Origin of the sequence: Chromobacterium rhizoryzae, assembly GCF_020544465.1 — a bacterium.
Lineage (GTDB): Bacteria > Pseudomonadota > Gammaproteobacteria > Burkholderiales > Chromobacteriaceae > Chromobacterium.
In genome coordinates this window covers 371,315-395,752 of record NZ_CP066126.1, presented here as the reverse complement: position 1 = coordinate 395,752, position 24,438 = coordinate 371,315, and the positions used below count along the sequence as shown (strand labels likewise).

The following is a 24,438-nucleotide window of genomic DNA, read 5'->3' as shown; positions in this document are numbered from 1 at the left end:
ATTTCATCGGGCTTTCAGGCATCGGCGGTGGTTGGAACCGCCCCAACGGGCGCGCAGTCCAGCATCACGTAATTCAGATGCCGCGCGCCCTCCAATTCGAAATGGCATTCGCCGTGGACGGTCATGCCCAGCCGGCGGTAGAAGGCGATCGCGCGCTCGTTGCGGTGCCACACCGTCAGCCACAAACGCGCGGGTTCGGGAAGGGCGAGCGCCCATTGCCGCGCCGCTTCCAGCAAACGCCGGCCCAGGCCCTCCCCGGTGCGGCTTTCCACCAGGTAGATCCTGCACACTTCCACGGTGGGGAAGTCGCAGCCTTGGCAGGGGCTGTCCAGCTTCATCAGCGCGTAGCCGAGCAGAAAGCCGTCTTGCTCCATCGCCAGCAGATGATGCGAGGGGCTGGCGATCAGCGCCTCGAAATTGGCCGGCGTGAATTCGCTCAGCACATAGTCGGCCATGTCCCGGCGGACGCCGTCGGTGACGTAGGTGCTCAGCCACACTTGAATCGACAAGGCGGCCAGGCAGCCGGCATCCTTGGGCGCGGCCAGGCGGATGGTCGGCATCGCCTTAGTCCGGCCGCTTCTTGACGAACTCGATCACTTGGCGGCCGTCCTCGCTGAATTTGGCCAGCTTCTTGTCGCCGCCCTTCCAGGCGTGACCGTACACTACCTCGTAGGTGGCCGGCAGCTTGCCGTCGCGGCGCAGGCTCTCGTAGGCCGCCTCCACCCGCTGCCAGGCGTGCTTGCCCATCAGGCCGCGGCCGCGGCCGCTGGTGGCGTTGTGCGCGCCTATGGCCTTCAGGTCCGCCATCACCTCGCGGGCGCGGCCGTAGGTCAGCACGATTTTTTCCATGTCCATCACCGGCTCGGCGAAACCGGCCCGCATCAGCGCGTCGCCCAGATCATGCATGTCGATGAACTGGTTGACGTGGGTGGCGCGGTCCACGCCGGCGAAAGCGCCGCGCAGCTCATGCAAGGTGTCGGGGCCCAGGGTGGAAAACATCAGCATGCCTTCGGGCTTCAACACGCGGCGGAATTCGGCGAACACGCTGTCCGGCACATTGACCCACTGGATGGTGAGGCTGGACCAGATCATGTCCACGCTGGCGTCGGCCAGCGGCAGGCGCTCGACGTCGGCCACCACCTGCCACGGCAGGCTGGGGCGGAACAGTTTCTTCAACAGGCCGTCGCCGCTTTGCTGCTTGGCGCGCGAGGCTTGCAGCATCGCCTGCGCCAGATCCAGCTCCACCACGCGCGCGTCCGGGTAGCGGGCGCGCAGCTGGGCCGAGCCGTAGCCGGTGCCGGCGCCGGCGTCCAGCACCACTTGCGGCTGAAACTTGATGTAGTCCAGCCGCTCGGACATCCGGTCGGAGACTTCGCGCTGCAAGACCGCGGCGGAGTCGTAACTGGCGGCGGCCTTTTCGAACGAGGCGCGCACTCGCGCCTTGTCGGTGTAAAACGCTTCAGTCATGCATGGGCTTCCAAATGCTGGGCAAGCGCGGCGACGAATTCGGCTTCGTGCGACAGAAACGGCGCGTGCGACGCTTGCGGAAATTCATAAAGCCGGGCGTCGCCCAGCGCGTCGGCCAGCCAACGGCCGGCGCCTATCGGGGTGATGGCGTCGCGAGCGCCGTAGAACAGGCCCGCCGGGCATTGAATGCGTCCGGCCAGCGCGCGCGCGTCCGCCGTCAGCAGCAGCTCCAGCGCCGGCAACAGGCCTTGCGGCCTGCCGTGGGCGAACAAGTCCGCGCGCAAGGCCTTCAGGGTGTCGCGCGCCGACGGCGCGCCCATCATCTGCAAGGCGAGAAAACGCTCCAGCGTCTGCTCGAAGGCGCCGTCCAGGCTGGCGGCCACCGCTTCGATGGACTTGCGCTCCTGCGCGTGCGGCCAGCTGTCGTCGCGCACGAAGCGCGGGCTGGTCGCCACCAAGGCCAGGCTCTTGATCTTGTCCGGATGGCGAGCGGCCCAGTGCTGGGCGATCAAACCGCCCAGCGACCAGCCCACCAATTGCAGCGGCAATGGAAAGGCCTGGTCCAGCAGATCGGCCACCGCGTCGGCGTCGAAGGAGGCCAACGGGGCGGAAGCGCCGTGACCGGGAAGGTCGACCAGATGCACGCAATGACTGGCGGCCAAGCGCGCCGCCACGCGGCTGAACACGCCGCCATGCAGGCCCCAGCCGTGCAACAGGACCACGTCCGGGCCTTGGCCCAGCGTTTCAACAAACAGACTCATGGACGACCAGATGGGGTGAAACCTTCATTTTCGCAAGATCGCGATGCGAAAGAAACCACCTAGTCCGGCATCTTCGTCATGAACCTTGCTCAAACGACAAGCCGCCAGGATATCTTCCAGCCGGCGGTTGATATCGGTGGCGATCGCCCGCGACAGCAGATTGCCGGCGCTGCGCAATAAGGACGGCCGCCGGCCGTCGGGCAGGAATTTGTCGAACACAGCCGCCCGGCCGCCGGGCTTGAGCACGCGCTCCACTTCGCGGATGCAGGCTTGCGGGTCCGGCACCACCGCCAGCGCCAGATGCAAGACCACCGCGTCGAAGCTGGCGTCGGGAAAATCCAGCGCCTGCGCGTCCATCACCCTGGCGTCCACCGCCATGCCCAGCGCCGCGGCGTGGGCGCTCAGCCGCTCCAGCATGCCGTCCGAGATGTCGATGGCGGCCACATGTCGGCAACGCACCATGAAATCCAGATCCAGGCCGGTGCCGGCCGCCACCAGCAGGATGCGCTCCTCCGGCTGCGGGTTGAGCAGGGCGATGGAGCGGCGCCGGCGCGCGGCGAAGGCCTGCGCCACCCGGTCGTAGACCGGCGCGTACAGATTGTAGCGCCAGCGGTTGAACGCCAGCGGCCAACGCCGCCATCCGCTAGCGCTCACTCTGGAACTCCTGCCGGAAGCGGGCCAGCCGCTCCCAGTCCACGCCCTCCGCCGGCGCCGGGGCGGCGAAGTAGAAACCCTGCAGCTTGCCGCAGCCCATTTTTTTGAGCATGGCCAGCTGGGCGGCGGTTTCCACGCCTTCGGCCACCACCTCCAGATCCAGCGCCTTGGCCAGCGCCAGGATGGCGCGCACAATGGCCGCCGACTCCTGGGTGCGGTCAAGATCGAAGACGAAGGACTGGTCTATCTTCAGCACGTCGAAACGATAGCGGTGCAGATAGGACAGCGCCGAATAGCCGGTGCCGAAGTCGTCCAGCGCCAGCCTCACGCCCAGTTCATGCAGCGCGTGCATCACGGTGGCGGCGATTTCCGGCTGATCGATCAGCGCGCTCTCGGTGATTTCCAGGTGCAGCGTCGCCGGCGGCAGCCGGTAATGCCGGATGCGCTCTCCTATCCAGGCCGCCAGTTCCGGATCGTGGAAATGGGCCGAGGACAGATTGATGTGCAAGGCCACCTCCGGCCCCACCCGGCCCTGAACGCGCCACGCGCTCAATTGGGCGCAGGCCGCGTTCAGCATATAGCGGTCCAGCCGGGTGATCAGCCCGCTTTCCTCGGCGATGGGTAAAAACAGGCCGGGCGAAATCAGGCCGCGCTGCGGGTGCTGCCAGCGAGCCAAGGCCTCGAAGCCCACCAGCTCGCCGCTGTCGCCGTCGATGAAGGGCTGGAAATACGGCTGCAGCTGCCCCTCCTCCTCCAGCGCGCGCCGCAGTTCGCTCTCCATCGCCAGCTGGTCCGCCTGATTGATGCGCAACTCGTGGTTGAACAGGGTATAGCCCTGCCGCCCTTGCTGTTTGGTGCAATACATCGCGTGGTCGGCGTCGCGCAGCAGATCGTCGGCCTTGTGGTAATGCTCATGGTCCGCCAGCACCACGCCGACGCTGGCGGTGGAGAACACCTCCCGCCCCGCCAGGATCACCGGCCGTTCGAACTCGCTGACGATGCGCTGGGCGATGCGCTCGCAGTCGCCGCCGCCGTCCATGCCGAACATCAGCACCGCGAATTCGTCGCCGCCCAGCCGCGCCAGGAAATCGTAATGACGCAGGCAGGAGCGGATGCGCGCGCCGGCCTCGAACAAGAGGTGGTCGCCGGCCAGATGGCCCAGGGTGTCGTTGACCAGCTTGAAGCGGTCCAGATCGATGAACAACACCGCGAAGCGTTCGCCGCCGCCATTCGCGTACGCCTCCCAGGCCCGGCGCAAAGCCTTGGAAAAATAGCTGCGGTTGGGCAGCTTGGTCAGCGGATCGTGCAGGCTGTCGAACTCCAGCTGGGCGTTGACCGCGTCCAGCTCGCTGGTACGCTCGCGCACCCGCTGCTCCAGTTCCACGTAAGCGGTTTGCAGGCTCTCCAGCGCCTTGACCCGGGTCAGCGCCGCGCCGATGTGGTTGGCGACGAACTCCAGCACTTCTTGGTCGCGGAAGTTGTAGACCACGTCGTCTTCATAGCTTTGCACCGCCAGCACGCCCAGAAGATCGGTGCCGCAATACAGGGGCACGCCCAGCCAGCTCTTGGGCCGGGGCAGTTCTTCGTCGGCGTCCGGCTGGCGGTTCTGTTGCGAATAGGGGTCGATCAACAAGGGCCGGCCGCTGTGCAGCACCTGTTCGACGAAGCCCTTGCCCGGCCGGTGCGGCTTGAGCGGCGGCGCGTATTCGTCTGCGCAATAGGGGAAGCTGATGCAATCCTCGGTCTGGTCGTACAAGGCCACCAGGCAATTGCGCGCCGGCACCATCTCGGCCAGCAAGCGGTGCAGGCCGCCGAGAAAGGCCTCCAGCGACAAGCTGGTATTGGACAGTTCCGCGATCCGGAACAAGGCGCCCTGGAAACGCTCGGCGCGCTTGCGCTCGGCCACCTCGGCGCGCAGCCTCGCGTTGGCGCCCTCCAGCTCGCTGGTGCGCAGCCAGACCTGACGCTCCAGCTGGCTGCGGTGCAAGACCCGCTCCAGCACGAAGCCGACATGGCGGGCGGCGAACAGAAACAACTGCTGCTCGGCCGAGGTCAGCGGCGTTTGATCCTCGTACAGCTGCAGCACCACCGCGCCGATGACATGGCCGCCGGCATTGGCCAGCGGCGCGCCCATCCAGCTGGCCGGCAACAGCCCTTGCCGGCTCAGGCCCTCCTGCTGACACACTTCCAACAGGCGCTCCCGGCTCAACACCACCGGCTTGCCGCCGCGTATCAACCAGGCGGTCAGGGACTGGGCGTGGCCGCTCAGCGGGAAAATGGCGTCGCTGGCGGGCGGCGCGGGATCGCGCTGGTCAATGTAGAAGGGAAAGTGGATGACCTGGGCTTCATCGTCGTACAGGGCGATGTAGAAGTTGCTGGCGTCCATCAGCCGCATCATCTGCCGGTGCAGGCCGGGCAATACCTGATCGATGGTGCCACACTCTTCGGCCAGCTGAGAAATATCGAACAAGGCCTCGTTGGCCTCGCGCGAGGCCACCTGCTCCGCGCCCAGCCGCGCGCACAGCAGATGGGCGCACAGCAAGGCGGCGGATGGATTCAACGCCGGACCGGCGTCGCCGCGCCACACCAGCCAACCCAGCACTTGCTCGCCGGCGCGCAAAGGCATCGCCTCGCAGCCGGCATCCAGCCTGTCCCCGCTCGCCAGCGCTTCCGCGCCGGGCAAGGCGTCGGCGTCGCCCAGCGCGGCCAAAAGCTGCCAAGCCGCCCCCAGCTGCCGCCAGACCGCGGCAACGCGCACCCCTCCCTGCTCTTGCAGCAGAGACAGCGCCATAGCGGCGGCCTGCTCTGGCGTCGCCAGATATTCAGCCATGCTCTTCATGTGATTATCGTAGTATGAGTTAGCTGGAAAATCCGGCCATGCCGGCGCGCCCCTCCCCATGGGCGCGTCGGCTCAGGACGCCGCGACGTGCTGAATACAGGACAGCAGGCGCTGCAAGTGTTCCGGCTGGTGCATGGCCGACAAGGACAGACGCAAGCGCGCCGTCCCTGCGGCCACCGTGGGCGGGCGGATCGCCGGCACCCACAAACCCTGGTCGCGCAGACGGGCGGCCAAGGCCAACGCCTGTTCATCGCCGCCTATGATAAGTGGCTGAATCGGCGTTCGGGAAGCCCCTGCGGAGTATTTGGACTCGGATAGTCCGGATTTGATGATTGCTATCGATTCGCGCAAGCGCGCGCGCCGCTCGTCGGCCTCGGCGATCAGGCGCAGGCTGGCCAAGATCGCACAGGCCAGCGCCGGCGGCTGGGAAGTGGTGTAGATATAACTGCGGGCCGCATTGATCAGCCATTCCACCAGATCAGCGCCGCCGGCGATGAAGGCACCGGCCACGCCGGCGGCTTTGCCCAGGGTCGCCATGTAAATCAGCCGCGGGCTGGACAGGCCGTGCTCGGCCAGCGCGCCGCGGCCCTCGCCCAGCACGCCGAAACCATGGGCGTCGTCCACGTACAGCCAGGCCTCGTAACGCTCGGCCAGCGCCAAGAGCGCGGGCAGCGGCGCTTCGTCGCCGTCCATGCTGTACACCGACTCCACCGCGATCAGCTTGGTTTTGGCGTCGGACTCGGCCAGCAAGCGCTCCAGCTGCGTCAAATCGTTGTGATGGAAGCGTTTGAACTCGGCGCGGCTCAGCCTACAGGCGTCGTTCAGCGAGGCGTGGTTCAGCCGGTCGGCGAACACCGCGTCGCCGCGATCCAGCAAGCTGCTGACAATCGCCAGATTGGCCGCGTAGCCGGAGCCGAACAATAATGCCGCCGGCTGGCCGACGAATTCCGCCAGCGCCTCCTCGGCTTCTTGCTGCACGCTGAAGTGGCCGGCCAGCAGATGCGATGAACCGCCGCCCACTCCCCAACGCTCTAGGCCCTGCTGCGCGGCGCGCACCAGGGCCGGGTGATCGGCCAGCCCGAGGTAATCGTTGCTGGCGAAAGAAACATAGGAACGTCCGTCCACCACCACTTCAACCCCCTGCGGGCTGTCGACGACCGCGCGTTGGCGGCGGCGGTGGGTGGCGGAAAGATCCATCAGGGCGGCAGGCAGGTCTTGAAGGCGCATATCGGCTCGAAATATCCCGTGTAAAGGGCTTGGCGGAAACCGGCCTCGCCGTCCGCCCAAGCTATTCCTTATATATACATTTTTTACATCGCCCGCGAATCCGCCACCCAAACCGCTCAAAGCGGCGTCAGATCAAGCTTTTCCAGCAAGAGCCGGTCGGCGTCCACCTCGGGGTTGCCGGTGGTCAACAGCTTGTCGCCGTAGAAGATGGAATTGGCCCCGGCCAGGAAGCACAAAGCCTGCGTGGACTCATCCATTTCACGGCGTCCGGCGGACAATCGCACATAGGTTTTGGGCATCACGATGCGGGCCACCGCGATGGTGCGCACAAACTCGGTCCAGTCCAGCGGCGCGGCGCCTTCCAGCGGCGTGCCCTCCACCTTGACCAGCTTGTTGATAGGCACCGATTCCGGTTGCGGCTCAAGATTCGCTAGCTGTGCAATCAGACCTGCGCGATCGTTGCGGGTTTCATTCATGCCAACAATACCACCGCAGCACACCGACAGACCGGCGCTGCGTACTTTTCCCAAAGTGTCGAGGCGGTCTTCGTAGTCGCGCGTGGCAATGATATCGGAATATTTGTCCGGCGAGGTGTCCAGATTGTGATTGTAATAATCCAGGCCCGCCGCCTTCAGTTTTTCCGCCTGGCCTCCCTTCAGCAAACCGAAAGTGGCGCAGGTTTCCAGGCCCAAGGCTTTGACTTCCTTGACCATTTCCAAAGTTTTCTCCAAGTCCGCGTCCTTGGGGCCGCGCCAGGCCGCGCCCATGCAAAAACGGCTGGCGCCGTTGGCCTTGGCTGCGCGCGCGGCGCTCAAAACTTCATCAACCGTCAGCATCGGCTGATTGGGCACCGGGGTGTCGTGATGCGCCGATTGCGGACAGTAGCCGCAGTCCTCCGGACAGCCGCCGGTCTTGATGGAAATCAGCGTGGACAGCTGCACTTTGGCGGGGTCGAAAAACTGACGATGAATCTCGGCCGCGCGAAACACCAGCTCCATGAAGGGCAGCGCCAGCAGGGTTTCGATTTCCGCCACAGTCCAGCTGGGAGACTCCGGGTGCGGGGTGGCGGAAGGCTTGAATTCGATAGCGGAAGAATGCATGGTCTATCCTGGCTGTGGTCGCTGTCCGGCGATGGAAGACCTTGATCAGGCAAGGATAATTCCGGCTTGCGCCGTCAGGACCGTCAGAGTGCCACGCCCGGCCGGGCGTGGGGCGAATCAGCGCATCTTGCTGGGGAGGGCGCCATGCTGTCAAACCTGACAAGCCTCATAATTGACAAGTGCACAATATTTAATCAACCCTGCTGGCTCTGCGGGGATTGGCGGGCAAGCCGGGGTTTCTGCCCCGACTGCCGCCGCCGGTTGCCGGCGCTGCCGTCCGCGCAATGCGCGCGCTGCGCCGAACCCCTACCGGTTTCCGGCCTGTGCGGCCAATGCCAACGCCGCCCGCCCGCCTTCGACGCGCTGTACGCGCCCTACTGCTTCGACTACCCGCTCGCCGCGCTGATCCACGCCTTCAAATACGGAAAACAGCTGCAGATGGGTGCGGCGCTTAGCGGCCTGCTCGCCGATTTCGCCCGTCCGCGCCGCCAAGACTATCACCTTGTCATTCCCGTTCCACTGGCAAAAGAACGACTTGCCGAGCGCGGTTTCAATCAAAGTCATGAGTTGGCAAAAGCATTCGCTGCTACAATGGCGAGCCGTTTGAGCGCCGAGGTTTGTTGGCGAAAATACAACACTCCGTCCCAGGCCTCGCTCGGGCGCGCCGAACGCCGGAAAAACCTCCGCCATGCTTTCGGCGTAAATTGCCGCTGTGACGGGCTTTCCATCGCCATTGTCGATGACGTCGCCACCAGCGGCGCCACCCTGTCGGCGCTGGCCGAAATTTTGAAAAAACAGGGGGCAAAACGGGTCGATGGCTGGGTGCTCGCCAGGGCCTTTTCTCCTAAAACTTGACCAAGATTTTGATTCTTTGGAACAATCCAGGCTGCCAACGATGTTCACTGTAATTCTTTTTCAGCCGGAAATACCGCCCAACACGGGCAATGTGATTCGTTTATGTGCCAACACCGGCTGTGAACTGCATCTGGTCAAACCCATGGGCTTCCCTTTGGAGGACGCCAAGCTTCGACGCGCGGGACTCGATTACCACGAGTACGCTCGCGTAGTGGTTCATGAGGATTGGGCGGCTTGTCAAGAGACTTTGCGCGGACGGCGTATTTTCGCCGCCACCACCAAGGGCTCCGAGCGCCATGACCGGATATCCTATCAACCTGGGGACGTTTTTTTGTTCGGTCCCGAATCCCGCGGTCTGCCGCCTGAAGTGCTGGAGTCTTTGCCTCCCCAGCAGAGGATTCGTTTGCCGATGCGTCCAGAATCAAGAAGTCTCAATCTTTCGAACGCGGTCGCGGTGACGGTGTTCGAGGCTTGGCGACAGCTCGATTTCGCAGGGGGAAGCTGAAGCGGTTCGCAGATCGGCCCAACAAGGGACTCTGGAAAGCCTGGACTTGGCGCTTGCAAGCAAGCGCGAAGCGCCGACGTTGAAACGGCGCGCCAAGGTTTTGCAGTGGTTCCGACAGCATAAGGGAGATCTATGCAATCAGTACTCCGATGGCTGTGGCTTGTGTTCGTCAGTCTCGTACTCGTGGCCTGTTCCACCGTGAAGACGGCCAGCGCCACCAACCAGTCGGCGTCCTCGTCGACCGGCAACAAGAAAACCGTTGCCAAGAATGGAGCTTATTTCCAGAACGATGGTCCCGCGGACCATATCCCGGTCAACCTGAACCTGGTGCCGGACGCCGTGCCGCAGGAAGAGCCGCTGATCAAGTCGGCCAATCTGCCCTACACGGCGCTGGGGATGAGCTTCCGTCCCGACACGCGCGAAAAGCCCTATCAAGCAACGGGCCGCGCCTCCTGGTACGGCAAGCAGTTCCACGGCCGCAAGACGTCCTCCGGCGAGAAATACGATATGTTCGCCATGACCGCCGCCCATCCTACGCTGCCGATCCCGAGCTACGCCCGGGTCACCAATCTGAACAACGGCAAATCCGTGGTGGTGCGCGTCAATGACCGCGGCCCCTTCCACAAGAGCCGCCTGATGGACCTGTCCTACGCGGCGGCCTACCGCCTGGGCTTCATCAAGCAAGGCAGCGCCAAGATCGCCATCGAACGCGTATGGCCGGACGCCGGCGGCGAGAACATCGCCAGCACCCGTCCCGTCAACACCGCGCGACGCGTAGAAGACACGCCCAAGTATCTGCAACTGGGCAGCTTCTCCAAACTGTCCAACGCCGAGGCGATGGTGCAGAAAATGCTGGGCGAGATGGACGACAAGTACGAGTCCAAACTTGGCATCGTGAATCAGGAAGGCGTCTACAAAGTGCGCCTGGGGCCTTTCCGCTCCAGCGACGCGGTGCGCAACGCCGCCGAGAACCTGCACGTAGAGACCGTAGTCACCAGCTTGTAAGAACCAACGATCTGCTGCGCGTCGGCGATACGGCGTTGAAACCGACTGCGAAATGCTCATGTACCCAATGTACATTCCGCTTTCTCAGCCGTTTTCGCCTTGTCTCGCTCTAGCTCGCGAGATCGTAAACAGGCTCTACAAGTGCTCGGTCAAAAACAAAGGCGAAGGAGAGATCTCCTTCGCCTTTGTCGTTTCCGCCGCCGATAAAAAACCCCGGCAAGCTGCTGCCGGGGTAAGCCTGATCAATCCAGGCCCCGCTCAGGGAGGCAAGCGGGAGGTGTTGGCCACCTGCTTGTTTAGGTGCGGGCCTGTTCCTAAAGTTCCGGCGGCGCGGCCTCGTCCGCGGCCGGCTGTCCCATGTACTGCTCGAACCAGCCGTTCACCACCCGCTCCACGTCCTCTACCCCGCTTTTCTTCAGGCTGGAGAACATCTGCACGCTGACGTCCGGATAGTCTTTCAGCTCGCTCTTGACCAGGGCCAGCACCTTGGATTGCTCCTGGCGCGACAGTTTGTCGGCTTTGGACAACAGGATATGCACCGGTCGCCGGTTCACCCGGAAGAACTCCAGCATCTTGCGGTCCAGCTCTTTCAAAGGATGGCGCGCGTCCATGATCAACAGCAGACCGATCAGGCTCTGGCGCGACTGCAGATAGCGTCCCAGCAGTTCCACCCAGTGCGCGCGAACCGCTTCAGGCACCTCGGCATAGCCATAACCGGGCAAATCGACTAGAAAACATTCGTTACCCAGCTCAAAAAAATTGATGTGCTGAGTGCGGCCCGGCGTCTTGGACACCCGCGCCAGGCGGCCGTGATTGGCCAATGTGTTGATGGCGCTGGACTTGCCGGCATTGGAGCGCCCCACGAAAGCGACCTCCGCTCGGGTAGGCGGCAAGTCCTTCATGTGGTTGACGGTGGTATAAAATCGGGCGTTTTGAAAAGTCGACATAGTAGTAAGGGTGAAATCAGTTGGTATAGAATAGCAGGTTTGAAATTGCCACTTTTACAGATATTTAGGGATAGCCCCTAAAGGAGCGACCATGAAACGTATGATGCTGTTGGCGATGGCGGCTGCAACCCTGGCCGGAAACGCGTTGGCGGCTGCGCCGGTAGCCGTCAAGGCGGACCCGGTGAAGGCCAAACAGATCGTAGAAACGGTTTGCGCGGCTTGCCACGGCACTGACGGCAACAGCGTAGCCGCGGCCAACCCCACGCTGGCGGGTCAGAACGCGCACTATCTGTACACCCAGTTGAAGGCGTTCAAGGCCGGCGTGCGCAAGGACCCGACCATGCTGGGTATGGCCTCCATGTTGTCCGAGGACGATATGCGCAATGTCGCCGCCTACTACAGCGAGCAAAAGCCGAAGGACCGCGAAGCCTCCGACAAGGCGCAAATGCCGCTGGGCGCCAAGATTTACCGCGTCGGCAACGCCGGCACTCAGGTTCCCGCCTGTATGTCCTGCCACGGTCCCGCCGGCAAGGGCCTGCCCGACCAGTATCCGCGTCTGGGCAGCCAGCACGCCGGCTACATCGTCAAGCAGCTGAACGAATTCAAGGGCGGCGCGAACCGCAAGAACGGCCCGATGCAGGACATCGCCAATCGCATGAGCGACGCCGAAATGAAAGCGGTGGCCGAATACATTTCCGGCTTGCGCTAAGCGTTGAGCAGCCCGGCCGCACCGGCCGAGCCTGACGGCCCCTCAGGGGCCGCCCCTGCGGGGGCTCCGCCGCCCGCGCTCCGGGGCGCGCCGGCAACTTTGCCCGGCACGCCGGCTCAAAAGGGAAGACCCGTCCACGGGCTTTCCTTTTTGCACTTTACGCCACTATGAAAAAAACTAGCCGCAACAGCCTGGCTCACGCCTGGTATGAGTTGCTCAGTTCGATGCGATTCGCCATCGGCCTGCTGACCATCTTGGCCATCGCCTCGGTGATCGGGACGGTTCTGAAACAGAACGAACCCTATCCCAACTACGCTTTCGAGTTCGGGCAATTCTGGTTTCAAGCGTTTGAATGGCTAGGCTTGTACGACGTCTACCATTCGGCGTGGTTCCTCACCATCCTCACCTTCCTGGTGCTGTCCACCAGCTTGTGCATTCTGCGCAACGGTCCCGGCTTCATCAAGGACATGCGCGCCTACCGCGAAAAAGCCTCCGACAACTCCCTGGCGGCGATGAAGCACAGCGTCAGCTTCCAGGCCGAAGGCTTCGACGCCGACGCCGCGCGCGCCTATTTGCAGGCGCAAGGCTTCCGCCTCAAGGAGCAGCCTCGCGCCGACGGCGGCCTGGTGCTGGCGGCCAAGAAGGGCGCGGCCGGCAAGCTCGGTTATTTCTTCGCCCACATCGCGCTGGTGGTGATCTGCATCGGCGGCCTGCTGGACGGCAACCTGCCGCTGAAAATCGGCGAGCTCACCGGCCGCGTGGTGCCGGAAACCCGCGACGTGCCGCAAAACCAGATTCCGGCGGCCAGCCGGCTGGGCTCGAACAATCTGTCCTTCCGCGGCAACGTCACCATCGCGGAGAACAAGAGCGCCGACGTCACCTTCCTCAACGCCGGCAACGGCTATCTGGTGCAGGAACTGCCCTTCATCATCACCCTGAAGAAGTTCCACGTCGATTACTACAGCAACGGCATGCCCAAGCTGTTCGCCAGCGACATCGTGGTCACCGACAAGGCCAGCGGCAAAACCACCGAGGCCACGGTCAAGGTCAACCACCCGCTGATCGTCGACGGCATCGCCATCTACCAGTCCAGCTTCGGCGACGGCGCGTCCCCGCTCAAGTTCAAGGCCTGGAATCTGGCCGCGCCGCAAGCGCGTCCGACCGAGATTCCGGCGGTGTCGATGTCCAGCCAGCCGCTGAAAGCCAACGGCAAGGACTACACGCTGGAAGTGGGCGAGCTGCGCGTCTTCAATATCGAAAACATCGGCAAGCCGCAGGAAGGCCAGCGCACGCTGTCGCAGCGCATGCACGACGCGCGCGAGGTCAAACAGGACAAGCAGCTGAAAAACCAGGGCCCGTCGATCAGCTTCAAGCTGCGCGACGCCCAGGGCCAGGCGGTGGAGTTCATGCATTATATGGCGCCCATCCAGCAGGACGGCGCCAGCTATATGATGGCCGGCGTGCGCAAGACCGTGGCTGAACCGTTCCAGTACGTGCGCATCCCCTTGGACGAGGAGATGAGCGTGGAGCGCTTCATGCGCCTGCGCGCCGCCTTGCTGGACCCGGCGCGTTACGACGAGATCGCCCGCCGCGCCGCGCACAAGGCGCTGAAAGGCGACGCCATCAGCCCGGCGATGCAGCAGCAGTTCACCGACAGCGTCAAATGGGTGCTGGCGCGCTTTGGCGACAGCGGCTTCGTCGGCCTGGAGAAATTCCTGGACGACCGCGTGCCGCAGGACAAGCGCCAGGCGGTGGCGCAAACCTATATCAAGATCCTGCAAGGCGCGGTGGTGGACGTGATGTCGGTGGCCGACGAAAAAGCCGGCCTGCCGCCGATGAAGCTGGACAGCGAGCATTACCGCTTCTTGCTGGACAGCCTGGTGGCGGCCAGCTCGCTGCACGACTACGGCGCGCCGGTCTTCCTGCAGCTGGAAGGCTTCGAGCAAGTGCAGGCCTCCGGACTGCAACTGACCCGCTCGCCCGGCAAGACCTTGGTCTATCTGGGCTCGGTGCTGCTGGTTTTCGGCATCATCCTGATGTTCTATGTGCGCGAGCTGCGCCTGTGGGTGCGCGTCAACGGTTCCAAAGTACGGGTCGCGATGACGTCAAACCGGCATAATCGCGATCTGGACGGCGACTTTGCGCGCCATACTCAACTTATCAAACAGCTGGTACGAGGTGCATGATGGAACTGGCTCACGCTTCTTTCTCGCGGCAGCCGCTGCTGAAACGGCTGACCCCGGCCGACTGGCTTTACGCGCTGCTGGTGCTGGCCGCCGCCGGCTACAGCTACGCGCTGTACAACCATTACATGGACGGCTACGAACAGGCCATCCTGGCCGGCTCCGCGCTGGGACTGATCGGCCTGGGCTGGTTCTGGAAAGCCTGGCGCTGGTTCTTCCCGCTGGCCGGCTGTATCTCGCTGCTGGCGATCCAGGTGTATCAGCATGAGCTGGCGCGCGGCCAGACCGCCTTCCTGCTCAAATACATGCTGTCCAGCCAATCCTCCATCATGTGGATGTGCACGCTGTTCTTCCTGGCCGCCTTCTCGTATTGGGCCGGCTTGCTGACCCGCTCCGACACGCTGAACCGCATGGGCAGCGGCCTGACCTGGGCCGCGTCGGTCATGGGCCTCGCCGGCCTGTTCACCCGCTGGTACGAAAGCTATCTGATCAGCCCGGACATCGGCCACATCCCGGTCTCCAACCTCTACGAAGTCTTCGTGCTGTTCACGCTGATCACCGCGCTGATGTATCTGTACTACGAGGCCAAGTACGCGGCGCGCCAGATGGGTGCCTTCGTGCTGCTGGTGATCTGCGCCTCGGTCGGCTTCATCCTGTGGTACACCTTCGACCGCCAGGCCCATGAGATCCAGCCGCTGATCCCGGCGCTGCAATCCTGGTGGATGAAGATACACGTGCCGGCCAACTTCGTCGGCTACGGCGCCTTCGCCATCGCCGCCATGCTCGGCATCGCCGAACTGCTGGCGTTGAAGGGCTGGCTCAAGGACAAGCTGCCGCCGGCCGAAGTGCTGGACGAGGTAATGTACAAGGCCATCGCCGTCGGCTTCCTGTTCTTCACCATCGCCACCATTCTGGGCGCGATGTGGGCCGCCGACGCCTGGGGCGGTTACTGGAGCTGGGACCCGAAGGAAACCTGGGCCTTGATCGTGTGGCTGAACTACGCCGCCTGGCTGCACATCCGCCTGGTCAAGGGCTGGCGCGGCGCGCCGCTGGCATGGTGGGCGGTGGTGGGCTTATTCGTCACCAGCTTCGCCTTCCTCGGCGTCAATATGTTCCTGGCCGGCCTGCATTCCTACGGCGGCTTGTAAACCGCCTCCCGAGCCACCCCGCCTCGGCGGGGTTTTTTCTTGCCGCCGCGGCCGGGCGCAATGGATTTTTGTTAATCGCGCCCCGACTGTGCTATTTTTACCCCGTTTTTATCTATAAGGAATCTTCGTTTTCATCATGGACGTTTCGTGGCTGTCTGACCCTTCCGCCTGGCTTGGCCTCCTCACGCTGATCATCCTGGAGGTGGTGCTGGGCGTTGACAACCTGATCTTCGTCGCCATCCTGGCGGAAAAGCTCCCCCCGCACCAACGCGACCGCGCCCGCATCACCGGCCTGTCGCTCGCCCTGATTATGCGTCTCGTGCTGCTGGCCAGCATCTCCTGGCTGGTGACGCTGACCTCGCCTCTGTTCCACGTGCTCAGCCAGCCCTTCTCCGGGCGCGATCTCATCATGCTGGGCGGCGGTGTATTCCTGTTGTTCAAAGCCACCACGGAACTGCACGAACGCCTGGAAGGCGTGGATGAAGTGAAGAGCAACGGCCAGAAGGCTTACGCCGCCTTCGGCACCGTCGTCGCCCAGATTCTGGTGCTGGACGCGGTATTCTCCATCGACTCGGTGGTCACCGCCATCGGCATGGCCGAACACCTGCCGGTGATGATGCTGGCCGTCATCGTCGCCATGCTGATGATGATCGCCGCCAGCAAACCGCTGACCGCCTTCGTCAACGCCCACCCCACCGTGGTGATGCTGTGTCTGGGCTTCCTGCTGATGATCGGCTTCAGCCTGGTGGCGGAAGGCTTCGGCTTCCATATTCCCAAGGGCTATCTGTACGCGGCCATCGGCTTCTCGGTGCTGATCGAAGCCTTCAACCAGGTGTCGCAGGCCAATCGCATCCGCTACCTGAACCGCAACCAGTCCTTGCGCGAACGCACCGCCAACGCGGTGCTCAGCCTGATGGGCAGCAAGCTGACCAGCCCCAGCGCCGACGAAGGCAAGGTGGAGGACAGCAAGGACGCCGAGCCGCAGGAAGCTTTCGCCCAGAACGAACGCGCGATGATACACAGCGTGCTGACCCTGGCCGAGCGGCCGATCCGCGTGATCGCCACGCCGCGCGCCGACGTGCACCGCCTGGACCTGAGCCAAAGCCAGGATGCGCAGCGCAAAGTGCTGCGCGACAGTCCTTACTCGCGGCTGGTGGTGATCAAGGACGGCAGCATCGACGAGCCTCAAGGCATCGTCGCGCGCAAGGACTTGCTGACCCAGTTGCTGGACGGCGGCGAAATGAATATCGACGCCGCGCTGCGCCAGCCGCTGGTGCTGCCGGAAACCGTCACCGTGCTCAAGGCGCTGGAGAGCTTCCGCCAGCACTCGGCGGACATGGCCTTCGTGGTCAACGAGTTCGGCAGCCTGGAAGGCATCGTCACCCAGAAGGACTTGATGGAGGCGATCGCCGGCGAGTTTCCGGAGGAACACGAGCGTCACGAACTGCCGGCCATCGTGCCGCAGGCCGACGGCAGCTTCGACGTGGAAGGCAGCCTGGAACTGGTGACGCTGGAGCAGCACATCGTGCTGGGCGACTTCGAGGACGAAGACTTCCACACCGTGGCCGGCCTGCTGATGGACTGCCTGGAGCGCATTCCGCGCGAAGGCGATGAAATCACCGTCGGCGAATGGAAGCTGCGCGTCACCGTGCAAAAGGGCAACCGCACCGAACGGGTGCTGATCAGCCCGCTGGCCAATCTGGATGCCAGCATCTAAATCCGCCGACGCGCGGGACACGCAGGGCCGGGCTTCCCCCCGGCCCTGGTTTTTATATGTGCTGCGCTGCCGCGACGGCGCGCTCTACACCGGCGTCACCACCGATGTGGCGCGCCGCTACGCCCAGCACGCCGCCGGTAAGGGCGCGCGCTACACCCGGCTCAACCCGCCGCAGGCGCTGGCCCTGGTGCTGGTCTGCGCAGGCCGCTCCGAGGCGCTGAAGGCCGAATACGCGTTCAAGCGGCTGGACCGCGCCGCCAAACTGGATTTTCTGAACCGCCATGCGCCCGCGGACGGAGATTTCTTAGTTTTCATGTCTAAGCCCGCCGCGGGCAACACAGATTAAACAGCCTTAACAAACACTTGCCCTGCCCCCTTCTAGGATGACATCTGGCAATCATTGCCATCCCAGGAGATCAAGATGAAAACGAACGCTCGCCCCCTGCTGCTGACCGGCCTGCTCGCCGCCAGCCTATTGCTCGCCGCCCAGGCCCGGGCCGAATCCGAATGGCAGAAGGAGCATCCGCGCCGCGAGGAAGTCAATCAGCGCCTGCATCATCAGGACCGCCGCATTCACCGCGAACTGAAGGAAGGCAAGATCAGCCGCGACGAAGCGCGCAAGCTGCACGGCGAAGACCGCGACATCCGCCAGCAGGAGCAGGACATGGCCAAACTCGATCACGGCCACATCACCAAGCAGGAGCAAAAAACGCTGAATCAGGAGGAGAACCAGGTCAGCCAACAGATCAAGAACGGCAACTGATCGCGCCGTCCAAACGAAAAGCCCGCCAAACGGCGGGCTTTTACTTTGACCAGAACCTGGCTTAGGACCTGTTTACGATCTGCTGCGCGTCGGCGATACGGCGTTAAAAACAAGCTCAAAATGCTCATGTACCACGTGTACATTCCGCTTTTTCGCTCGTTTTCGCCTTGTCTCGCCTTAGCTCGCGAGATCGTGAATAGGTTCTTAGTGCTGCAAGATCTTGGACAGAAAGTGACGGGCGCGCTCGGAACGGCCGTCCAGATTGCCGAAGAACTCGTCCTTGTCGCAATCCTCCACGATATGGCCCTGGTCCATGAAGATCACGCGATTGGCCACGCGGCGGGCAAAGCCCATCTCGTGAGTCACGCACATCATGGTCATGCCCTCGTGCGCCAGTTCGGTCATCACGTCCAGCACCTCGTTGATCATCTCCGGGTCCAGCGCGCTGGTGGGCTCGTCGAACAGCATCGCGATCGGATCCATCGCCAGCGCGCGCGCAATCGCTACCCGCTGCTGCTGGCCGCCGGACAGCTGGCTGGGAAACTTGTCGGCATGCGCCTTCAGTCCCACCCGGTCCAGCAATTTCAAGCCCTTGTCGCGCGCCTCGTCCTGGCTGCGGCCCAGCACCTTGACCTGGGCGATGGCCAGATTCTCGGTAATGGACAGATGCGGGAACAGTTCGAAGTGCTGGAACACCATGCCCACGCGGCTGCGCAGCTTGGGCAGATCGGTCTTGGGCGCCCCCACCGAAATGCCGTCGACGATGATCTCGCCCTTCTGGAACGGCTCCAGCGCGTTCACGCACTTGATCAGGGTGGATTTGCCGGAGCCGGACGGCCCGCACACCACCACCACCTCGCCCTTGGCGACCTGGGTGGTGCAATCGGTCAGGACCTGGAACTGGCCATACCATTTGCTGACTTGCTTCAGGGAAATCATTGCGCTCATACAGCCAACCTCTTTTGCATACGCTTCACCAGCCGCGAAGCGCCGAAACTGATCACGAAATAGACTGCGCCGGCAAACAGCAGGAACTCATGCGGCAAGCCGACGACGTCGCCCTTGGAGCGGGCGGTGTTGAGAAAATCCATCAAGCCGACAGCGTACACCAGCGAAGTATCCTGGAACAGGATGATGGACTGTTGCAGCAAGAGCGGCGTCATCTTGCGAAAGGCCTGCGGCAGGATCACCAGACGCATCACCTGGCCGTAATTCATGCCCAGCGCGTAGGCGGCGCCGGCCTGCCCCTTGGGAATGGCCTGGATGCCGGCGCGGACGATCTCGGAGAAATACGCCGCCTCGAACATCACGAAGGCCACCAGGCAGGAAGTGAACGCCCCCACCGGCTCGAAATTGCCGGTGATCCAGTTCAGCAACAGCGGCACCACCAGGTAAAACCAGGAGATCACCAGCAATAGCGGAATCGAACGGAAGTAATTGACGTAGAACTTGGCCAACGGCGCCAGCACCCGGTTGTCGGACAGCCTGGCCAGCGCCAGCAGAGTGCCCAGCACCACGCCGCCCACCACCGCCATCACCAGCAGCTTCAGCGTCAGCTGCATGCCCTGCCACAGTCCCGGCAAGGCCGGGCCGATCTGGCTGAAATCGAAATCCATCATTTGCCCCCCATCATGCCGGGAATGCGCACCCGCTGTTCAATCCAGGCCATCAGCGTCATCAGGCTCATATTGAGCACAAAATAGATGATGGTGGCCAAGGTAAAGGCCTCGAAGATGTTGGCGGAGAACTCCGCGGTCTGCTTGGTCTGCGCCAGCAGTTCCATCAGGCCGATCAGCGAGGCCACCGAGGAGTTCTTGAAAATATTCAGAAACTCGCTGGTCAGCGGCGGAATGATGATGCGGAAAGCCTGCGGCAGCAACACGTGGCGATAGGTTTGCGCCAGGGAGAAACCCATGGCCAGCGAAGCGTTGCGCTGCCCCAGCGGCAAGGCTTCGATGCCGGTGCGCACCTGTTCGCACACCCGCGCCGCGGTGAACAGGCCCAGACACACCACCACCGACAAGAAGGCGGATGTGGCCGGCGCCAGGTCCTGCTTGAACCAGGTCTGCGCGCCCTCGGGCAGCAGGTCCGGGATCAGGAAGTACCAGACGAATAATTGCACCAGCAAGGGCACATTGCGGAACAACTCGACATAGGCGGCGGCGATGCCGGCCACCCAGCGATTCGGCACCGTGCGCATCACGCCCAGCACCGAGCCCAAGGCCAGGGCGATCGCCCAGCCGGCCAGCGCCACGGCGATGGTCCAGCCCAGGCCGGTGACGAACCAGTTCAGATAGATCTCGCTACCCACCCCGGTGGACTTGAAAAACACCATCCAGTCCCAGTGGTAATTCATGCTTCACTCCCACAACGCCAGCCCGCCGGGCGCGCTCATGCGCAGGCGGGCCGCGGCCGGCGCAAACGCCCGGCCACACACAAAGAAAGCGGGTACGACCGCGCGCCCCGGGCTCCGCGCCAGACAGCGGGGAGGACGGGGCGGCGGCGCGCCAACCGCGACTTACATCTGCTCGGCAGACTTGTCGGTCGGCTTGGCGATCAGCTCCTTGAACTCATCGGACATCGGGAAGTTCAGGTTCAGGCCCTTGGGCGGCACCGGGCTGGTGAACCACTTGGCGTAGATCTTGTTGACCTCGCCGGACTTGAAGGTGTTGCTCAGCGCGGCGTCCACCACCTTCTTGAAGGCGGGGTCTTCCTTGCGCATCATGCAGCCGTAGATCTCGTAGGACTGGGCCTTGCCGGTCACCACCCAGTTGGCCGGGCTCTTGGCCTTGGCCATCTCGCCGTAGAGCAGCGCGTCGTCCATCATGAACGCCGCGGCGCGGCCGGACTCCAGCATCAGGAAGGATTCACCGTGATCCTTGGCCGAGATGATGTTCATGCCCAGCTTCTTGTCGGCGTTCATCGCCTTGATCAGGCGCTCGGAGGTGGTGCCGGCGGTGGTCACCACGTTCTTGCCCTTCAGATCCGGAAAGTCCTTGATGCCCGAGGTTTTGGCGGTCAGCAAACGGGTGCCGATCTCGAAGATGCCCACCGAGAACGCCACTTGCTTCTGACGCTCCACGTTATTGGTGGTGGAGCCGCACTCCAGGTCCACGGTGCCGTTCTGCACCAGCGGGATGCGGGTCTGCGAGGTCACCAGATTGTACTTGACCTGCAGGTTGGGCATTTTCAGCTCTTTTTTCACCTGCTCGACCACTTTGTTGGCCAAGTCCACCGAGTAGCCCACCGGCTTCTGGTTGTTGTCGTAGTAGGAAAACGGAATGGACGCGTCGCGGTTGCCCAGGACGATCACGCCGGAATCCTTGATCTTCTTCAGGGTGCCGGTCAGTTCGGCTGCCATGGCCGGAGCGGCGCAGAAGGCGCCCAGAGTGGCGGCACAGATCAGGGTGGAGCGAATACGCATGAAGTTTCTCCTTTTTCACTTCCTGTGATAGACAGCCCCCGCCGACAAGGACGGGGACGGACGACTCTTTGTAGTGCGGCGGGCGCTGAACGCCCGCTCGTATTTTTTTACGTTGCCAAAGCCCCGTTACTGACGTTTGGCCTTGTGGCCTTTCGCGCTCAGATAATTGGCCAGTCGGACGTAATCCTCCACCGGCAGATTCTCCGGCCGCAATCCGGGGTCCATTTCCAGCGCGGCGAAGCCGTCCGCGTCCAGCAGGCCCTTCAGATTGTTCTTCAGCGTCTTGCGCCGCTGCGAAAACGCCGTGGTCACCACCTGCTCCAGCAGAAGCTCGTCGCTGGCCACGCCGCAGCGGCCCGGCGCCGGAATCATCCGCACCACGGCGGAATCCACCTTCGGCGGCGGCCAGAACGCTTCCGGCGGCACGTGCAGGATATTCTCCATTTCAAAACGGTACTGCAACATCACCGTCAGCCGGCCGTAATCGGCGGTGGACGGCTCCGCCACCATGCGTTCAATCACCTCTTTTTGCAACATGAAATGCATGTCGGTGACTTTCTGGCCGTAAGTGGCCAGATGGAACAGCAAGGGCGTGGAAATATTGTAGGGCAGATTGCCGACGATCTTCAGCTTGCCCTCCGCCACGGAGGCGAAGTCGAAGGCCAGCGCGTCGCCGGCGTGGATGCTCAGGCGCTCGGCCGGAAACTCCTTTTGCAGGCGGCTGATGATGTCGCGGTCGATCTCCACCACGTGCAAGTGCTTGAGCGCCGCCAGCAGCGGCTTGGTGATCGCGCCCAGGCCGGGACCGATTTCAATGACGACGTCGTCCGGCTGCGGGTTCACCGCATGCACGATGTTGGCGATGACGCTGGCGTCTTGCAGGAAATTCTGGCCGAAACGCTTGCGCGGAATATGTTTGTTCATGAAATCTGCTAATCAGTGCAAAGAACGGAGAAGCGCCGGGTGATTTGCCGCCGCGCCTCATTGTCGAAGTCAACTCTCAAATTTGGGCCAATTGTCTGCCGATTGTAGGCTGCCCGACAAGAGCTAAAGCCGGACCCGCGCCACAAATCTCACAATACATGCCAAACGCTTGAAAATCAGTGAGGATTTTCCCGAATCGCCGCCGCGGGCCGGGTCAGCCAGCGGCACAGGCCGGCCAGCAGCAGGATCGTCGCGCCCAGCGCCCATTCGCCCGGCAAGGGCAGCGCCGCGAGCCCCGCCGACACGCCGGCGGCGAACAGCATCTGACCGCAGCCCAGCAAGGCGGCGGCGCGGCCGGCGCCCTGGGAAAACGGCGCCATGGCCATGCCGCTGGCCGGCCCCAGCGTCCAGGCGAAGCCCACGCTCAGCACGCCGATCGGCAACATATAATGCCAAGCGCCCGGCTGGCCGGACAGCGCCAGCAGCAATACGCCGGCCAGCAACATGATGTTGAGGCCGTAACGCAACATCGCCTTCTGGCCGAAGCGGCCGATCAGCTTCAGACCCAGGAAGCTGGCCGCCATCACCAAGAGAGCGTTGCCGCCGAACAGCAGGCCGAAGGTGGTGCTGTCCACCCCGCCGCGCTCGATCAGCACCGCCGGCGCCAGCGTCACATAGCTGACGATCAAGGCCAGCGCCGCGCAGCAGCAAGCGCCGTAACGGCGCAGCGCCGGCGTCGCCAGCACCTGGCGCATGCCCATCGCCGGGCCGGCGGCGCTGGAAGCCGCGGGCCGGGTTTCCGGCATTTTCCAGACCAGCCACGCCGCCGCCAGCACCGCGCTGCCGGCCAGCGCCAGAAAGCAGGACTGCCAGCCCCAGCGCGCGGTCAGCCAGCCGCCCAGCAAGGGCGCCATCGCCGGCACCACGTTCAGCGCGGCGTTGAGCAGGCTGTAGCGCTGGGCCGCCGCGTTGCCGGAGAAGCAATCGCGCACCAGGGTGAACGCGCACACCGAGCTGGCGCTGGCGCCCAGGCCTTGCAGCGCGCGCAGACCCAGGAAACCGCCCAGGCTGTCGCTGCGGCTGGCTAGATAGGCCGCCGCCGCATACAGCAGCAGGCCGCCCAGGGCCACCGGCTTGCGGCCGATCCGGTCCGCCAGCGGGCCGAACAGCAACTGCCCCAGCCCCAGGCTGAAGATGAACACGCTGAGGCTGATCGCGACGTCGGCCTGGAAATGCCGCTGCATCGCCGGCATCGCCGACAGGTAAAGATCGATGCCCAAGGGATTGAACAGGATCAACAGAATGGCCGCCAAAGTGGCGGCGCGGGCAAACGGGGAAACGCTGGACTTGGGCATCGGGGTATGACGACAGGAGATGGGGAAGCAAGCCGCCATGATACCGGGCAGCGCGCTCCGCCGCAGCAGGCCGCCGGAAAAAAACCCGTCCGCGCGCCGCTTCCACGCCTTTAAAAACAGGAAATTGACGCCATTTGAATGGGAACTTGCCGGCCTGAAAACGCCCGGCGTCTGATGGATTCGATGGTTGCGGCATCACGCGTCTGGTAACCTAGACGACGACCGAAAGAACAAATGAGCAGACTATCATGACCGCAAATGACACCCGGATTTACCTGTCTTCCGGCAGCCCGCGCCGCCGCGAAATTCTGGAACAGTTGGGCATGCACCTGGAGCGCATCCACGCCGACATCGACGAATCGGTGCGGCCCGGCGAGTCCGCCGTCGCCTATACCGAACGGCTGGCGCTGTCCAAGGCCGAGGCCGGCTGGCAGGTGGTGGAGTCTTGCGGACTGCCGTCCCGGCCCTTGCTGGCCGCCGACACCACGGTGGCGATGGACGGTGAAATCTTCGGCAAGCCGGAAAACGCCGACGACGCCCGCCGCATGCTGCGCGCCTTCTCCGGCCGCGGCCATCAGGCCATCACCAGCGTGGCGGTGCGCGAGGGCGAACACGTCAGACTCAAGACCTCGGTGACCGAGGTGTTCTTCCGTCCGCTCAGCGAGCAGGACATCGAGCGCTATCTGGACAGCGGCGAGCCTTTCGACAAGGCCGGCGCTTACGGCATCCAGGGCAAGGCCGGCGTCTTCGTCGAGCGCATCCACGGCAGCCACAGCGGCGTGATGGGCCTGCCTATCTTCGAAACCGCGGCGCTGCTGAGCGAATTCGGCTTTCAGTTTCCATGAGCGCGCGGGG

At 63.6% G+C, this 24,438-nt stretch carries 25 protein-coding genes; 11 read left to right on the top strand and 14 right to left on the bottom strand.

Annotation, left to right across the window (positions count from 1 at the left end):
- Positions 1 to 14 precede the first annotated feature (14 nt).
- The 7 genes from JC616_RS01725 to bioB all read right to left on the bottom strand — a co-directional run bounded on the left by JC616_RS01725 (position 15) and on the right by bioB (position 8,048).
- On the bottom strand, positions 15 to 560 hold the full coding sequence (locus tag JC616_RS01725; RefSeq protein ID WP_227106449.1) for a GNAT family N-acetyltransferase: 546 nt from the start codon (positions 558 to 560) through the stop codon (positions 15 to 17).
- A gap of 4 nt (positions 561 to 564) precedes the next feature.
- Positions 565 to 1,467, bottom strand: a complete 903-nt coding sequence (gene bioC, locus JC616_RS01720; RefSeq protein ID WP_107797792.1) for a malonyl-ACP O-methyltransferase BioC — start codon at positions 1,465 to 1,467, stop codon at positions 565 to 567.
- A complete protein-coding gene (gene bioH, locus JC616_RS01715) occupies positions 1,464 to 2,228 on the bottom strand; it encodes a pimeloyl-ACP methyl ester esterase BioH (RefSeq protein ID WP_227106447.1) in 765 nt (254 codons plus the stop codon). The genes bioC and bioH overlap by 4 nt, the downstream gene beginning before the upstream one ends.
- Before the next feature lie 24 nt (positions 2,229 to 2,252).
- Positions 2,253 to 2,882, bottom strand: a complete 630-nt coding sequence (locus JC616_RS01710) for a class I SAM-dependent methyltransferase (protein WP_107797790.1) — start codon at positions 2,880 to 2,882, stop codon at positions 2,253 to 2,255.
- Positions 2,872 to 5,721: a bifunctional diguanylate cyclase/phosphodiesterase gene (locus JC616_RS01705; RefSeq protein WP_107797789.1), complete on the bottom strand. Its 2,850-nt coding sequence runs from the start codon at positions 5,719 to 5,721 to the stop codon at positions 2,872 to 2,874. Before JC616_RS01705 ends, JC616_RS01710 begins: the two co-directional genes overlap by 11 nt.
- 72 nt (positions 5,722 to 5,793) lie before the next feature.
- Positions 5,794 to 6,948, bottom strand: a complete 1,155-nt coding sequence (gene bioF / locus JC616_RS01700; RefSeq protein WP_227106446.1) for an 8-amino-7-oxononanoate synthase — start codon at positions 6,946 to 6,948, stop codon at positions 5,794 to 5,796.
- Between the two features lie 116 nt (positions 6,949 to 7,064).
- On the bottom strand, positions 7,065 to 8,048 hold the full coding sequence (gene bioB / locus JC616_RS01695; RefSeq protein WP_107797787.1) for a biotin synthase BioB: 984 nt from the start codon (positions 8,046 to 8,048) through the stop codon (positions 7,065 to 7,067).
- Between the two features lie 144 nt (positions 8,049 to 8,192).
- On the opposite strand from bioB, the gene JC616_RS01690 reads away from it, so the two are divergent.
- From JC616_RS01690 to JC616_RS01680, 3 genes are all read left to right on the top strand, one after another.
- Entirely contained in the window at positions 8,193 to 8,903 is a 711-nt protein-coding gene (locus JC616_RS01690) for a ComF family protein (RefSeq protein ID WP_227106444.1), read from the top strand.
- A gap of 40 nt (positions 8,904 to 8,943) precedes the next feature.
- A complete protein-coding gene (locus tag JC616_RS01685; protein ID WP_081555202.1) occupies positions 8,944 to 9,408 on the top strand; it encodes a tRNA (cytidine(34)-2'-O)-methyltransferase in 465 nt (154 codons plus the stop codon).
- Positions 9,409 to 9,540: 132 nt separating this feature from the next.
- A complete protein-coding gene (locus JC616_RS01680; RefSeq protein ID WP_107797786.1) occupies positions 9,541 to 10,413 on the top strand; it encodes a septal ring lytic transglycosylase RlpA family protein in 873 nt (290 codons plus the stop codon).
- Positions 10,414 to 10,727: 314 nt separating this feature from the next.
- On the opposite strand, the gene yihA is transcribed toward JC616_RS01680, so the two are convergent.
- Positions 10,728 to 11,360 (bottom strand): ribosome biogenesis GTP-binding protein YihA/YsxC, encoded by a 633-nt coding sequence (gene yihA / locus JC616_RS01675; protein ID WP_107797785.1) that lies wholly within the window; start codon positions 11,358 to 11,360, stop codon positions 10,728 to 10,730.
- 91 nt (positions 11,361 to 11,451) lie between these two features.
- Here yihA and JC616_RS01670 point away from each other — a divergent pair, with 91 nt between their 5' ends.
- From JC616_RS01670 to JC616_RS01645, 6 genes are all read left to right on the top strand, one after another.
- Positions 11,452 to 12,069, top strand: coding sequence for a c-type cytochrome (locus JC616_RS01670; RefSeq protein WP_107797784.1), 618 nt, complete (start codon positions 11,452 to 11,454; stop codon positions 12,067 to 12,069).
- Between the two features lie 167 nt (positions 12,070 to 12,236).
- Positions 12,237 to 14,255, top strand: coding sequence for a cytochrome c biogenesis protein ResB (locus JC616_RS01665; protein WP_107797783.1), 2,019 nt, complete (start codon positions 12,237 to 12,239; stop codon positions 14,253 to 14,255).
- Positions 14,255 to 15,400: a c-type cytochrome biogenesis protein CcsB gene (gene ccsB / locus JC616_RS01660; RefSeq protein WP_107801571.1), complete on the top strand. Its 1,146-nt coding sequence runs from the start codon at positions 14,255 to 14,257 to the stop codon at positions 15,398 to 15,400. Before JC616_RS01665 ends, ccsB begins: the two co-directional genes overlap by 1 nt.
- A 136-nt stretch (positions 15,401 to 15,536) precedes the next feature.
- Positions 15,537 to 17,117, top strand: coding sequence for a TerC family protein (locus JC616_RS01655; protein ID WP_227106442.1), 1,581 nt, complete (start codon positions 15,537 to 15,539; stop codon positions 17,115 to 17,117).
- On the top strand, positions 17,104 to 17,463 hold the full coding sequence (locus JC616_RS01650) for a GIY-YIG nuclease family protein (RefSeq protein WP_227106440.1): 360 nt from the start codon (positions 17,104 to 17,106) through the stop codon (positions 17,461 to 17,463). Before JC616_RS01655 ends, JC616_RS01650 begins: the two co-directional genes overlap by 14 nt.
- A 75-nt stretch (positions 17,464 to 17,538) precedes the next feature.
- A complete protein-coding gene (locus tag JC616_RS01645; RefSeq protein ID WP_199225780.1) occupies positions 17,539 to 17,880 on the top strand; it encodes a hypothetical protein in 342 nt (113 codons plus the stop codon).
- Positions 17,881 to 18,084: 204 nt separating this feature from the next.
- Here JC616_RS01645 and JC616_RS01640 read toward each other — a convergent pair whose 3' ends face one another.
- From JC616_RS01640 to JC616_RS01615, 6 genes are all read right to left on the bottom strand, one after another.
- Complete coding sequence (locus JC616_RS01640) at positions 18,085 to 18,819, bottom strand: amino acid ABC transporter ATP-binding protein (RefSeq protein ID WP_107797780.1); 735 nt, start codon at positions 18,817 to 18,819, stop codon at positions 18,085 to 18,087.
- Between the two features lie 5 nt (positions 18,820 to 18,824).
- A complete protein-coding gene (locus tag JC616_RS01635) occupies positions 18,825 to 19,499 on the bottom strand; it encodes an amino acid ABC transporter permease (RefSeq protein WP_107797779.1) in 675 nt (224 codons plus the stop codon).
- Positions 19,496 to 20,236 carry an amino acid ABC transporter permease gene (locus tag JC616_RS01630; RefSeq protein ID WP_227106438.1) on the bottom strand — a complete coding sequence of 247 codons (741 nt, stop codon included), beginning with the start codon at positions 20,234 to 20,236 and terminating at the stop codon, positions 19,496 to 19,498. The genes JC616_RS01635 and JC616_RS01630 overlap by 4 nt, the downstream gene beginning before the upstream one ends.
- Before the next feature lie 162 nt (positions 20,237 to 20,398).
- Complete coding sequence (locus JC616_RS01625; protein WP_019102383.1) at positions 20,399 to 21,304, bottom strand: glutamate/aspartate ABC transporter substrate-binding protein; 906 nt, start codon at positions 21,302 to 21,304, stop codon at positions 20,399 to 20,401.
- Positions 21,305 to 21,430: 126 nt separating this feature from the next.
- Positions 21,431 to 22,228 carry a 16S rRNA (adenine(1518)-N(6)/adenine(1519)-N(6))-dimethyltransferase RsmA gene (gene rsmA, locus JC616_RS01620; RefSeq protein WP_227106436.1) on the bottom strand — a complete coding sequence of 266 codons (798 nt, stop codon included), beginning with the start codon at positions 22,226 to 22,228 and terminating at the stop codon, positions 21,431 to 21,433.
- Between the two features lie 176 nt (positions 22,229 to 22,404).
- A complete protein-coding gene (locus tag JC616_RS01615; protein ID WP_227106434.1) occupies positions 22,405 to 23,583 on the bottom strand; it encodes a multidrug effflux MFS transporter in 1,179 nt (392 codons plus the stop codon).
- A 19-nt stretch (positions 23,584 to 23,602) separates the two neighbouring features.
- Between JC616_RS01615 and JC616_RS01610 the strand changes: the two genes are divergently transcribed.
- Complete coding sequence (locus tag JC616_RS01610) at positions 23,603 to 23,758, top strand: hypothetical protein (protein WP_158274200.1); 156 nt, start codon at positions 23,603 to 23,605, stop codon at positions 23,756 to 23,758.
- Positions 23,759 to 23,831: 73 nt separating this feature from the next.
- Entirely contained in the window at positions 23,832 to 24,428 is a 597-nt protein-coding gene (locus tag JC616_RS01605) for a Maf family protein (RefSeq protein ID WP_227106432.1), read from the top strand.
- The last annotated feature ends 10 nt before the right edge of the window (positions 24,429 to 24,438 follow it).